The 13,479-nt window shown below is 40.6% G+C and carries 13 protein-coding genes; 4 read left to right on the top strand and 9 right to left on the bottom strand.

All coding sequences use genetic code 11. The features are described 5' to 3' along the window. Positions 1 to 13 precede the first annotated feature (13 nt). Entirely contained in the window at positions 14 to 919 is a 906-nt protein-coding gene (locus ABXS85_RS11185) for a hypothetical protein (protein WP_353666614.1), read from the bottom strand. Positions 920 to 1,001: 82 nt separating this feature from the next. Next, positions 1,002 to 2,075: a GGDEF domain-containing protein gene (locus tag ABXS85_RS11180; RefSeq protein ID WP_353666613.1), complete on the bottom strand. Its 1,074-nt coding sequence runs from the start codon at positions 2,073 to 2,075 to the stop codon at positions 1,002 to 1,004. A 636-nt stretch (positions 2,076 to 2,711) separates the two neighbouring features. Here ABXS85_RS11180 and ABXS85_RS11175 point away from each other — a divergent pair. After that, positions 2,712 to 3,788, top strand: coding sequence for an alkene reductase (locus tag ABXS85_RS11175; protein ID WP_353666612.1), 1,077 nt, complete (start codon positions 2,712 to 2,714; stop codon positions 3,786 to 3,788). A 162-nt stretch (positions 3,789 to 3,950) separates the two neighbouring features. Continuing rightward, a complete protein-coding gene (locus ABXS85_RS11170; RefSeq protein WP_353666611.1) occupies positions 3,951 to 5,096 on the top strand; it encodes a methionine aminotransferase in 1,146 nt (381 codons plus the stop codon). 12 nt (positions 5,097 to 5,108) lie between these two features. On the opposite strand, the gene ABXS85_RS11165 is transcribed toward ABXS85_RS11170, so the two are convergent. From ABXS85_RS11165 to ABXS85_RS11140, 6 genes are all read right to left on the bottom strand, one after another. Further along, positions 5,109 to 5,516, bottom strand: a complete 408-nt coding sequence (locus ABXS85_RS11165; protein WP_353666610.1) for a GFA family protein — start codon at positions 5,514 to 5,516, stop codon at positions 5,109 to 5,111. Positions 5,517 to 5,566: 50 nt separating this feature from the next. Beyond that, positions 5,567 to 6,781, bottom strand: a complete 1,215-nt coding sequence (locus tag ABXS85_RS11160; protein ID WP_353666609.1) for a multidrug effflux MFS transporter — start codon at positions 6,779 to 6,781, stop codon at positions 5,567 to 5,569. Positions 6,782 to 6,920: 139 nt separating this feature from the next. After that, on the bottom strand, positions 6,921 to 8,561 hold the full coding sequence (locus ABXS85_RS11155) for a diacylglycerol kinase family protein (RefSeq protein WP_353666608.1): 1,641 nt from the start codon (positions 8,559 to 8,561) through the stop codon (positions 6,921 to 6,923). Positions 8,562 to 8,725: 164 nt separating this feature from the next. Then, positions 8,726 to 9,517, bottom strand: a complete 792-nt coding sequence (gene mtgA, locus ABXS85_RS11150; protein ID WP_353666607.1) for a monofunctional biosynthetic peptidoglycan transglycosylase — start codon at positions 9,515 to 9,517, stop codon at positions 8,726 to 8,728. Positions 9,518 to 9,619: 102 nt separating this feature from the next. Next, entirely contained in the window at positions 9,620 to 9,766 is a 147-nt protein-coding gene (locus tag ABXS85_RS11145) for a DUF2256 domain-containing protein (RefSeq protein ID WP_353666606.1), read from the bottom strand. Positions 9,767 to 9,859: 93 nt separating this feature from the next. Next, the gene (locus tag ABXS85_RS11140) at positions 9,860 to 9,985 is read right to left on the bottom strand and encodes a hypothetical protein (RefSeq protein WP_353666605.1); all 126 of its coding nucleotides are present in this window, start codon (positions 9,983 to 9,985) and stop codon (positions 9,860 to 9,862) included. Between the two features lie 326 nt (positions 9,986 to 10,311). Between ABXS85_RS11140 and ABXS85_RS11135 the strand changes: the two genes are divergently transcribed. Together ABXS85_RS11135 and ABXS85_RS11130 are read left to right on the top strand one after the other, a co-directional pair. After that, complete coding sequence (locus ABXS85_RS11135) at positions 10,312 to 11,322, top strand: NYN domain-containing protein (protein WP_353666604.1); 1,011 nt, start codon at positions 10,312 to 10,314, stop codon at positions 11,320 to 11,322. Between the two features lie 638 nt (positions 11,323 to 11,960). Next, complete coding sequence (locus ABXS85_RS11130) at positions 11,961 to 12,452, top strand: hypothetical protein (protein ID WP_353666603.1); 492 nt, start codon at positions 11,961 to 11,963, stop codon at positions 12,450 to 12,452. Positions 12,453 to 12,501: 49 nt separating this feature from the next. On the opposite strand, the gene ABXS85_RS11125 is transcribed toward ABXS85_RS11130, so the two are convergent. After that, the gene (locus ABXS85_RS11125) at positions 12,502 to 13,425 is read right to left on the bottom strand and encodes a nucleotide-binding protein (protein WP_353666602.1); all 924 of its coding nucleotides are present in this window, start codon (positions 13,423 to 13,425) and stop codon (positions 12,502 to 12,504) included. Between the last annotated feature and the right edge of the window lie 54 nt (positions 13,426 to 13,479).

Here is a 13,479-nt window from a genome sequence, read left to right as displayed (position 1 = left end):
AATCGCACCTTCCTTAAGCGCGCTTGTTGTATTCGTTCTGAATCAGTAATTCAATCATCTCATTGATTTTCATTTCATGCTCTTCAGCGAGGGCATTAAGTTTTTGTTTGGTGTTTTGCGTCATACTAATACTGTATGGCTTTTTGCCATTAGATTTTTCACGGAATTTCTTTTGACTCCAAGCCTTTTTCATTTTATCGATTAATAATGCCTTACGATCAAGATTGTCCGCTAAATCAATCGTTGTAATTACAATTTCTCGCTTTTCGTTGTCTCGGTGACTGGTCCATGCCATTGGTAAAGGGCGAGTTTTGACATTCTGTAGATAAGAGTATGCCCATTGCCATTGAATAACATTACTGTCTCCTAACCAGTCTGTCACTGACGTGTCCGCTTCGACTTCAAACCATAGGCTTTTCAAAAACTCGAGCACGTCTTGCTGATGTTTTGCGGTTAACTCCCCAAAGTAAAAGGCATTAAGAATATCGGCATAACGATCTGTATTGTTGTCTTTCTCTATGAGGAAGGGCTGGCTTGATAAACGACTCAATAATGGATGAGGAATATGTTGAGTTTCAGTATCTTGTGAGTTGGAATTAGTGTGTTTTTTCAAATAGCACCAAAGCCAATTACAGAGTCGAGTATCATTTTTGTCGACCCAACGAAAATAGCTATGTGGTAACTGGGTGCTGTTAAAGGCGGTTGTCATTTGAGCAGCGAAATTTTTCGGTGCTTTTTTCTTGCGAATCAATAAGTCCAGTTCCGCATTGATGTTTTTAATTCTTTCTTCTACATTTCTACCTTGTAGATTTTTTATAGCGGTGCCGCGAATTTGTTGTACTAAGTAATCAGCGTAAAAAGCACATTCCCTGTCTGAATGAGCCTCTAGTATTTCAACATCAACATTACTTCTGAACATTTTAATTCCTTTCGTTAGTATACTGATGTCCTAATCTTACTACAGTGTAGCGTTTGTCGTAAGTCTCAGTGCGACAATCAGTTTATATGCTACAGCGAACACTGTTGCGTCCAGATTGTTTAGCTTCATATAGATTACTGTCGGCAATATTGAAGACTTCTTGACGTGTTTTGGCCAAATTTGAGAAGCCTATTCCGATGCTGATGGTGACTCCAGTAATGTCATCAACTTCCATTTGATTAATGATACTGCGAAGCTGTTCGGCCATGTCGAGAACCTGTTGAGGACTGCGATCTAATGTCAAAATAATAAACTCTTCTCCTCCCCAGCGTCCAATAACATCTTCTGGTGCTATGGTGCGGTTTAAATTTGCGGCGACTTTTCTCAATACTTTGTCACCCATTGTGTGTCCGTATTGATCATTAACTTGGGTAAAATAATCGATATCGATCAGTAGTAAGGCATAGTTTTTAGTGTTTGTATTGATCTGATCGATCTCTAGTTCGGTAAAGACCTTTTCTAATCCTCGACGATTTAATAATCCCGTCAATAAATCAACATAAGCGTAGTTTTCCAGCAAGTTCATACGAGTATTGGCTAGAGAAGATTGGATTCTGAGTCGAATGACAGTCCATAGCAAAACAATGTAAACACTATGAGCAACCGCTATATTCAACACTACGCCAAGCGTATCGTCTAAGCTGTGATGTTTGATTAACACTAGAAAATGACCAATTAGTGTAGCGCCCAGAACCAGCATAGTGGTTGGAACAGCTCGTCTAATCTCAAGAAATAAATAGGCGATGACATAATTAAGACCTAACCACTGAGCGGCGTTTGAGAATAAAGCATTGCTGCCCATATGATGCCAAATGCTGGTGCTGATCAAATAGCCAGCAACAACCAAGTAAGTTAGCAGGTGTAAATTACTTTGATTATGATGTTTTGATGCTCTACTCAAGACATACATGAGAGCAAAAGCCATAATACAAATAGGGTAAGCGGTTGCATCAAATTCAGAAATGATGCCGCTTAATTCATCAATTATCCAAACTAAAGCAAAGCATACACAAGCAAGAATCAACAAACGACGAAAGAGCTTTGGCTCCATGACTTGCGATCTTATAGAAGTGTCTTGCTGACTAGAATCATTCATTTAAATAGCTTGCTCGATTTAATACGACAAAACAAATAACTTGTCCTGAATCTTAGCTGGTTTCCGTCCAGGACTCGCTCCGACCTGAAACTAATCATAATTCTCATTGTTCTTTAAATAAACGATCAATAAAAGATTTTGACCAATTAGTAAAAAATTAATATAGGCGGGATTACCGGAATAAGCCATCTTAACATGGGCCCTATCAAAGTCAGCTTCTATCAAAGTCAGCTTCTATCAAAACAGAGTAAGCAGGAATGTAAGCGTGTTTTAATCTAGAGAAGACTTTTATCAGAAAGACCTGAAGGCTACCTATAATAGGAGGATTGAAAGTTATGTATGTCATTTCATGCAGAAAGGTGAGTAAGTAGGTCTTGCGTCAAAAGAGTCATAGTTAACTATTTTTCGATAAAATAGAGCCTAAATAATTGTACTACATGGTAGTATGTTTCGTGATTTTATTGTTTTTATCGTGTGTTGTCTATTTCTCTATCTCATTTTTTAGACAAGATAAGTAAGAATCATATAGTTCGATTCGTTTATATTAATTAGCAAATATCGTGTAAAACGTTGAAAAAGTGCTTTCCATACTCATAAAACGGTTATCTTTAAAAAAATCCTATCTTGGAGAACAAAATGTCTAACCTAAGTTCGTTATTTACTCCTGTTACTCTTGGTGATCTTGAATTGCCAAATCGCTTTGCAATGGCACCTTTGACTCGCTGCCGTGCGCCACAGCATCAGCCTAATGAGCTGATGGCAGAATACTATTCACAGCGTGCTGCTACTGGCTTAGTGATTACTGAGTGCACAATGGTGAGTGACGCGACGTCGGCTTTTGGTAGCGATCCAGGTATTTATTCTGCTGAACAAATTCAAGGTTGGAAGTTAACAACGGAAGCGGTTCATAAAGCGGATGGACGTATTTTTATGCAGATATGGCATGCCGGACGTGCTGCCCATCCTCTCTTAAATGGTGGTAAAGAAGCGGTTGCGCCGAGTGCCATTGCCATCGAAGGTGATACTCACACGCCAGAAGGTAAAAAAGCCTATACAGTGCCAAGAGCACTGACGAAATCAGAAATTGCGGATATTGTGCAGGATTTCAAACAGGCTGCGATCAATGCCAAAGAAGCGGGTTTCGATGGTGTAGAAGTACATGCAGCAAACGGTTATTTGATTGATCAATTCTTAAGAGACAGTTCGAATCAACGTGATGACGAATACGGCGGTTCTTTCGAAAACCGTTCGCGCTTCTTGATGGAAGTACTAGATGCTGTAACACAAGTGATGGGCAACGGCCGAGTTGGGGTTCGCTTGTCGCCTTTGAACAGTTTCCAAAGTATGAAAGACAGTGATCCAGTAGGTTTGGTTACTTACCTTGCTAAAGCCTTGAACTCTTATAACTTGGCGTATTTACACTTAATGCGTGCTGACTTCTTTGGTTTACAGCAAGCAGACGTTGTGTCAGCGGTTCGTGAAGTCTACCAAGGTCACTTGATGGTAAATATGGGTTACTCTCCTGAAGAAGCGGCGCAAGTTATTGCTGATAAACAAGCAGACAGTGTTGCTTTCGGAACCGGCATTTTAGCGAACCCGGATTTTGTTGTTCGTGTTCAACAAGGTGCAGATTTGAATCAACCTAATCCTGACACTTTCTACACACCTGGTGCGGAAGGTTATACGGATTATCCAAGCTTACAAGCAAGCTAATTGCGTTAGCAAAATTTTGTAACAGAGAAAGCCAAGGCCAATTGCCTTGGCTTTTTTGTCTCATGTTGAGGATTTTGGCCTTGTTGAAAAAGAAAGGTTGACCCTGCTTGTGTAGGTCTTTTAACGTATCCGCTTATCGCTTCTTACTTTAAGGTTTTACTCGTGACATTAACTTCCAAATTACCTCAAGTTGGCACCACTATCTTTACGCAAATGTCGTCCCTTGCGGCGCAATATGAAGCGATTAATTTATCTCAAGGCTTTCCGGATTTTTCAGCAGATCATGCACTTTTGGAGCGTGCTTCTCACGCTATCTTGCATGGTAATAATCAATATGCACCTATGATTGGCTTACCAATATTACGTGAAGCCATTCAAAATCTTATTGCTCGTTATTACGGCCGACAGGTCGATGTAGAGAAAGAAATTACCGTGACCAGTGGTGCATCAGAAGCCATTTTTGATGGTATTACTGCCTTGGTGAGACCGGATGATGAAGTGATATTGTTTGATCCTGCTTATGACTTATACGAACCTGCGGTGATGCTAGCCGGTGGTGTTTGCAAACGTGTGGTATTAACTGCGCCAGACTTTCGACCAGACTGGTCTCAGTTTGCTGCTTTGGTGACAAATAAAACCCGTTTAGTGTTAATAAATACCCCACACAACCCTACTGGAACCTGTTGGCAGACAGAAGATTTGGAGCAGCTTTGGCAAGTGATAAAAGACAAAAACATTAATGTCTTATCCGATGAAGTGTATGAATTTATTCATTATCAAACTCAAAGTGTCAGTGTGCATCGTCATGATCAATTAGCGCAGCGCAGTATGGTGGTGTCTTCTTTTGGTAAGAGTTTTCACCTTACTGGTTGGAAAGTAGGTTATGTGGTTGCACCAGAAATCATCACTCGTGAGCTTAGAAAGCTTCATCAATACATTACCTTTAGTACGGCCACCCCATTTCAACAAGCGATTGGCGAGCATCTATTAGATACACCACGGGCCAGTGGTGAACTCTCACCCTTCTACCAAAACAAACGAGATATTTTACGTTCTGCCTTGGCTGCTAGTCGCTTTCAACTTCTACCCTGCCAAGGCACCTATTTCCAATTATTGGATTACAGTGAGATTAGCGATTTAGACGATGTGGCATTTTGCCATTATTTGGTCAAAGAGATAGGTGTGGCCGCTATTCCTATCAGTGTTTTTTATCAAAATCCACCGGTAGAACAACGACTCATCCGTTTATGTTTTGCTAAAGACGAAACTACCCTGCTTGCTGCAGCGCAGAAATTAGCTCAACTCTAAGGAGAGATGAGGTTAGCTTGGCATGGCATCAAAACAAGGGGCCTGATTAAGATCCACGTCCCAGTTGCCTTTGCTGCCCATAAAAATATTGGCTTGAGCTTTCATATCAAGGTCACAATCTAAACTGCCCGCAGGTACGACGACCAGACCTCTGGCCTTCGCATCGACCGGAACATTTGAGCCACAGGTTTGGCAAAATGCGCGTGCAAAATTGCTGTCAGGATGGCGATATAAGCTGATTTTATCTGCGCCACTTAACCAGTTAAGTTCTGCTCCAGGAGCAAAAAGGTTAGCACAGTGTGAAGTACCAGAGGTTTTACGACAGCGACTGCAGTGGCACAAGAAAAATTTTTTAAATTCTCCCATTAGCTCGTAACTAACCTGTCCACATAAACAAGAACCTGTATGATGTTGTGACATTTCCCCCTCCGTTTTTATTATGATTTTGTCGTACTTTCTTTATAGCAAATTTAGGCTTTAACGAAAGGTATTTTTTTTGCCAAGGTGAAGGAAACAAATAATAAAGCAATCAGCGAACAACAGGTCATGCCAAGTATCATAGGCAAAGGTTCTTTGTTCATGAATGGGCTTAGAATGGCAATGAAAATTGGCCCAATTGCCATTTGCATTGTGCCTAATAAGGCGGAGGCGGTTCCAGCAATACGACCGTGATTTTCCATGGCAAGAATCGAGGTTGTGGGAATCACTAAACCAACTCCGGCACTGGCGATTAGGTAACATCCCATAAACAAATACAAAGAATCGAATCCGACAAGGTAAAGGCTAGTCATACAACACATAGCAAGAGCACAAATCCACTTACCCACTCGAATGACATTCTCAATTCCGTAAAGCGAGCATAAGCGACCATTAAACTGAGCGGCTAAGAAAAAACACATGGCATTTAATCCAAAGGCCAAACCGTATTGAGTTTCGTTAAGTCCGTAATGTTCGATCAATACAAAAGGTGAGTTTGCTAGATAAATGAAAAAATTGGCCAAAGCGAAGCTACAAGCAAACACCAATCCCATGTAATGCTTGTCTTTTAAAAGCACAAAATAGGCTTTCACACTGCTGCCTTGCGATCGAGTGTGTAAGCGTTCCTCTAAAGATTGGCTTTCACGCAAGCCGAATTGAATCAGTAACAAGCCAAGACCGGCACAAATGGCCACTAAAACAAAAATCCCACGCCAATCCGTTAAGGTGAGAATGGTACTGCCAACCAAAGGGGCGAGAATCGGAGAAATGCCAAATACCAGCATCAGTAATGACATCAATTTCGTTGCCATCACACCAGTATAAAGATCACGCACAATAGCTCGAGCTATGACTATCCCAGCCGCCGCGCCTATTCCTTGAAAGAAACGATAAAAGATGAGCTCATCCAATGATGAGGCAAAAATACAACCAATTGTAGCAACAAAGAAAATACCCATACCAAAAAACAGGGGCGGTTTACGACCAAATTTATCCGATAGCGGGCCGTAAAAAAGCTGTGACACACTTTGTGCGATGAGGAATACCGTTAAACTGAATTGTACTTCTGCAACGCCCACCTGATAAAACTGGCTGATTTGTGGCAAAGCCGGTAGATACATATCAATAGCAAATGGGCCAATCGCAGACAATAGACCCAGAATAATAGCTATTTTATAAAATCCTAATTGACGATCTGAGGTGTGCATTTTCGTTCCTAGAAAATTTAAAGGTCGTCATTGTAACCTTGTTTTGGGATTTAAAAATAAGGACATTGAAGTTTTTTTGCAGAGTTTTTTTGAGCAATCCGTTTAAGGTTAAGAATAAATAGAAATCCTACTTTAGAATTCATTTTAAAACGGTTTCAGGTACAACAACACTCAATGATTTGGGCTGTACCTCTACTTCCAAATAGTCTGCCTCACGGTTTTCGCCATCCACCACATAATGGCCAATTTGGCTAATGTCCACGCGAACTTTAGCAGCCCTTTTATGGAAAATTCCAGAATCTTTTGGCGTATTGCTTTCGTCGATTTCGTTACTGCTTAATCCCAACCTAGCGAGTTCAACTAGATTAAGTATTGGCGCGCGTTCCGGATCCAGCCAAGTTAAATCCAATTCACCGTCTTCAATGTCAGGTAGGCCTTTTCCTTGCGCTAACAGCGTGGTTACTGGTGCCGAATTGGCAATGGTTAAGCTTGGGGTTTTAATAACAAAACTGTCTTCATCATCCAGCGTGATAGTAAACTCATGTACTTCGTTTTGACTAATGGCTTCCCACAAACCTTGTAGGTAAGCCATTTGACCGCTGCTGTTCTTTTTATCTCGATCCGCTTTCTCAATCATTTGCTGTTCAAAGCCTACCCCTGCTAGCAGGAGCATCAGTTCATCATTGCAGGTGGCTGTGTCAATGCGGCGTTCGCAACCATCAATAATGTTGAGACAAATGGTTTCGGTCGAAGCGATTTTTGACAAGCTGCCGCATAATACATGGCTGAGTGCATTGGCCGTTCCAAAGGGAATAATGCCCAGTTTAATGTTCGTACCAACCAAGGCACTGGCCACTTCAGTGACTGTACCATCGCCTCCACAAGCTATGATGATATCGGGTGACATTTCAAGGGCTTGTTTGGCTAACTCTGTACCATTGACGTCGGGTGTGGTGGTTTTCACCGTGAGGTTGTAATAACCAGATAACAGCTTCAATATGCTGTCTTTTTCCTCTTCCCACTGGCGTTTGCCTGCCACCGGATTAGCAATAATCCAAGCGCTGTTATGCACTACTAGGCGCTTATTTTCAAACGCTTGGTTGAGGTGTTTGAACTGTTTATTATTGAGTCTGACAGTAGAGCGAATCTCACGAATTTTATTCATGATTTCTTTTGGCTTGGCATCTGGGTATTGGCTCAATAAATAGGCTGCCACCATGAAAACCGAACGCCCACGACCAAGAGCGCAATGTACGACAACCGAACGACCGTTCTTTTTGTGAGTGTGTATCCAGTTTAGGGCACGTTGTATTTGTGTGTCCGTTGGCACGGAATGATCCAATATTGGAATGTTTAAGTAGTCGATATTGGCTTGCAAAGATGTCCAGTTTAATGAGCTAAATTCTGCGGTTACGTCCAGTACGCCGCTAATGTCTTCATCTTTAATGGCATGGATATCTGAAGGGAAGAGACGTCGGGCCAGATAAATACCATCGTCTATCTTTTGCAGAGCTGGTACGGGATCGTTACTGCGAGCCCAGCTATTATAGAACTGAGTACTCCATAAAAATGGCATGAAAACCCAGCGAATATAAAAGGGCACGGTGCCATCAGAACGTTTGCGGAAAATAGTGGGTTTGTTTAGCAAATATGCCAAACTGACGGTAAAAAACGATAAGGCAAACCAAGCCCAAGCCAACTTGAAATAGATATGACTGGTGACGAAAGCCAGCAATACAAAAACGGCAGTGACCAATAAAAAATAGTTTGGTTTAAACAAATCAGCTCTCCTAGCCCGCGATCTGTGGTTAAAGGTTAGCGTAAATCTTAGCCAGCGAAAAGGTACAAATTATATTCATATAATCAATCAGTTATTTCTTACTGAAATATTAATCGCGGTAAAGTAAAAGATAGACTCAGATTTTTGTAATTATCCTAGAGCGATTATTCTTTATTTAGAACGGAAGCTAAATAGTTGTTGCCCAGTTGACGCATTTGCAGCTCTACCCAGGCGGCGCGCTTACGTAAATAGCGGGTGAGATTAACTGGGTCTCTGGTACGAGGGCTGGGTAAAAGTACGGCCAAACGGGCGGCTTGATCTTTGGTTAAACGTCTTGCAGAACGGCCAAAGTAATGTTGGCTGGCGGCTTCAACGCCATAAATACCTTTGCCAAATTCGGCAACGTTCAAATAGACTTCAAGTATGCGTTTCTTCCCCCACAGGGTTTCTAAGCTTAGTGCTAACAAGGCTTCCATTCCTTTGCGAAAGAAACTCTGCTGCGGCCAAAGAAAGATATTTTTAGCAGTTTGCTGAGAGATGGTACTGGCGCCACGAAGACCTTTGCCATTAAGAAATTGTGCTAAAGCTTTACGTATAGCAGAGAAGTCTACGCCATTATGGACAGGAAAGCGTTGATCCTCAGAAGCTACCATGGCCAAGGCCACATGATCTGGTAACTTATCAATACTGATCCAATCGTATTCGACAGGATAATCACTCTGTAGCATAAAAGCCGTGGTGGGCAGAGGGACAAATCGAAACAGTAATAAGAGTAAGATAAAAACCAAAGTAACACGCCAAAACACATACCAAAGCTTTTTTACCAGCCCAAGCCATAATCGTCTTAATACACTGCGTTTGGGTTGGACTTTAGATTGCGACTTAGACTTATTTTTAGATTGCGACTTGGTCTTAGGTTTAGGATTAGCCTTAGATTGAGAGTTATTTTTTGGCATTAATGCTTACTTCCTACCACTTGAGGCATCCACTGCTGTGTACAAAGTAAAGCATATGCGAAGGATGGAGTCATCTTAGTTTCGAGATTAACCTACAGCTTACTACTTGATCTCGATACCTTGTTTCCTACAGCGAACAGAGCAGTATTTTACATCTTGCCAATCTCGTTTCCACTTCTTTCGCCATTTAAAAGGGCGTTGACAAGCTAAGCAGATTTTTTCGGGTAAGTGAGGTTTCTTGTGAGCCATGCTTACTACTACGTATAAAGATAGCGACAAGATCATATCAACATAAATGGAAAGTAAGCATTGTATTAGTACTTACTTTCCAAAATATATTTATTAATGCGCCTCGTCCCAGTTATCCCCTACGCCTGCTTCCACAAGCAAAGGCACATCAATCTTGCTGCTATTCTGCATGATCTCGACTATCTTTTCTTGCGCTGCCGCTAGGTCTTTTTCGGCCACTTCGAAAATGAGTTCATCGTACTATGTTCGTTACTTCAAGGACACCTAGCAAAAAACTGGCGCACCGACTGAAATCTTGTGCCATTAGTGCTGAGGAATACTTATTTATCTGTCCCCAATTGTTCCTCTCCTAACGATTCTTTAACTCTTAACGATATAGAGATTGCAATGTAAACTTTACTTGGCTATATTGTGAACACAACTTATCCTTCTTCCACGCGTGGCGACATACAGACCCCTGGAGTTGGACGAATAAGCCGGCCTAGTGTCGGTTTTTTCACATTTAGGCCTCGGAAGGCCATTTACAAATATGGATATGGAAATTCATGTTTCACCTTTTCTCTGAGCTTTTATGTAAAGCTTATCAATCAGTAAGATTCTCCAAAAAGCCTACACCTAGCATAAAAACGAGAGTTTACATTGATGGTTACAACTTCTACTTTGGTTGCTTAAAAGGCTCGCCATATAAATGGTTGGATCCTGTTTCTCTTGTTGAAACTTTATTGGTGCGTTCTGGAGCCCCTGAATCTGCTCTTGATGAACTGGCGGTTAAGTTTTTTACCGCTGAAATATCTGAACGCGCGTCCTCGGATAGTAGCTCTTTGAATGATCAGCGCGCTTATCATCTCGCACTACATAATTACCGCCAAGGTAGATTGCAAATCGTCAAGGGTAACTACTCAATTGATAAAACTAAATTTCCAAAAGTTGAGTTAGACGAGAGAGGGAAAGAAAAAGAGCCTAAGTTTTCTGAGCGGGTGAAAATATGGAAAATGGAAGAGAAGCAAAGCGATGTTAATGTGGCTTTGGAAGCAGTCTATGACGCCGTGACAGATTTAACACTTGAGCACATTGTTTTTGTGACCAACGACACCGATATCATCCCAGCACTACGAAAAATTCAGTCTCATAATGCCTTGAAACAACGCTCTCCCGTCAAAATAGGATTGATTATTCCTATGAGAAAAAGTGATTCAGAACGGAAGGGAAATCAGTCCTTAAAAGATTATGCCGATTGGACGATCAAGTATATACACGAAGAAGAACTGCAAATGTCACAGCTACCATGCCGTGTCCCTGGGGCGAAATCTGCCATAAAGCCTGTTAGTTGGTTTAAATATCCAGAAAAAGTCCAAGAAATTCTGAATATCCTAAGCCAGAAAAGTGTTGAAGGCAGTGTACCAAAAGCGTGGAAATGGCTAGAGCGACCATTACACCCAGCAAGTGGTTTAGCAAATATTGAAGGCGTTCCTGCTGACTTGATGGATGACGAAATTGCCTTAGACATCATCCATCAACATGCGCAAGCCTATGCGGACTACAAAAAGCGAAGTTGATTGCATACCTATGTGATGTATTTTCTTCTGAACCCAATTGCTCCGTGGCAATCACATGAACTTTATATCGAGCTTTATTCAAACACCATATCCCAGAAGAACTAGGACGGATTCGATCCGCTAGACATTTAGACATGGCACTGGGAAACGAACGTTTTAAAGAGGAGGTCGAGAAGCTAACAGGTAGGCTAGTGACGCCAAGAAAGCTCGGTGGCAGCGGCACAACGAGAATTACCCTCTGAGCAGTTGGCACAGAGCTGATCTTATCTCACTACAGCCAGAATGCTGGCTACAAACGCCGATCGAAAATAGGCAAAGCAAAACATTTATTCGCCTAGTAAACTCTAACTCCCTTTTCATCCCATATTGCCTGATTTAGTAAGAGTACAGTCCGCCTAAAATCGTTAATTACTCGACGACATCTAGGATATTGATAGCAACGAAGTAGAAAGGTTCAGTTCTGTCTAAAGCGGACTGATTGTGGTGAATGCCAAATCACTTTTTATCGTGGGCGGTCTGTTAAGTCAGAGATTCTTTTCTTGCTAAATAAATGATACTGTGTTTTTATTCAGTACTGTGTTTTTATCCAGTTTTGTGTTTTTTGCTTTTTTTATTTCTTTTTAGATAGTGGAGAATAAATGAAATTACATTGGCTTAGAAGAAAGATTGTTGCAGGTATCAGTTTAATTTCGGCGGTTATTACGATTTATATTACTGTCGATAGTGCGAATTTGAATGAAAATATTCATACAGAGGATGTATGGAAAGCTAACTATAGTTGTAATAATCATAAAGCATTGTTAAATATTAGAATTAAAGAGCTAGATTATTATTCAGATGAAATAAAAATAAATGCATTGGCTGCGTTCACTGAAGTCGATAGATTCGATGGCGAAACGATAAATAATGGGGCTTTTGAATTAAGAGGTATTCTAAATAGAGGTACTCGAAACTTTGAGTTAAAGCCACTAGGTCCTCATGAATTTATTATTAAACCTAAAGAAAGCTACTCCACTATTGGTTTGGTAGGTCAAATAGATTCTGAATTTATATCTGCTACTGGAAGAGTATGGCAGCCAGAAGGATACGTAGGTTGTAAAGGCTTTGATATGACAATTATTAAATCTTAATAGCTTTTTTTGTGTTGTCAGATAAGTATTCCTTTATCTGACAGCTTCATTATAAGTAGTTGAGATCTATAGTTAATCCAGAATCCTTCATTTCTCTAGCGATTTGGTATTTCCAATCCTGAGAATGCATTATATATACCACTCCACTTACGTCTCCTTGAATTTCAATATCACCTTTAATTATTGATGAAACTTTATCTCGTCCCAAAGTGCCAATAAAATAGCCATGTTCAAAAATGACGTTTTGTCTAGCGCGTTTACGAACTGTCTCCGTACCAACTCTTCGCCCTTCATCACATTCTGTATACAAGACAATTGCATAAGTAACATCACTGTGCTTCTCAAGCTTCTCTATAATTGTTGCCCCACCACTTGATTGATCTTTTAAAACTATAGGTTCTAAGTTTAGTTTTCGGCAAAGGTTCTCTACTTCTAAAAGCAAATGTTCGTCGTGTCCATGTACGATAAAAACCTTATGCTTTTGAACTGATTGGAAAGTATGGGGTGTAGTTTGATCAGGCATGTTGCCACCTTTGGATGACTGGAACTTAGTTGAGTGGTGAGTATGTGTGTTGCTCTCAGTTATTAGAATAGGGGGTGTAATATTAGTTGGTGAGCTAATATGGTGAGAGATAGTCCCGATATTGTTTATCGCTTGTATACACTTGCTTCTATTCTCAGCAATTTTTACCTTATCATCTGAACTCATATATTGAAATGTCGAATGAGAATCATATTCCTCAACCATTTTCAGGAGAACAGCCTTTACAAGGTCATGGTGATTTTTCTGAATGAATGATCTTAGTCTTTTGGCCTTTGATGTGCCTAAGTCTGAATACATCTCATCATATATAGATATTCCAAAGGAATGGAAAAGGTCTTCAAAAGTTCGATTTGAATAGTGGAGGACATATCCACTTTGCATATCGAAGTAACGCTCAATATGAGACTTATCTATATTGTCTAATTCCATTATTACCTCTTCCTAGAGATTTAAAGATTTGAATTGAGAATTCCTTAATAAGAA

This window comes from Marinomonas sp. THO17 (genome assembly GCF_040436405.1).
Lineage (GTDB): Bacteria > Pseudomonadota > Gammaproteobacteria > Pseudomonadales > Marinomonadaceae > Marinomonas.
Note: the sequence above shows the minus strand (reverse complement) of the source record. Positions and strands in the feature narration are given on the sequence as shown.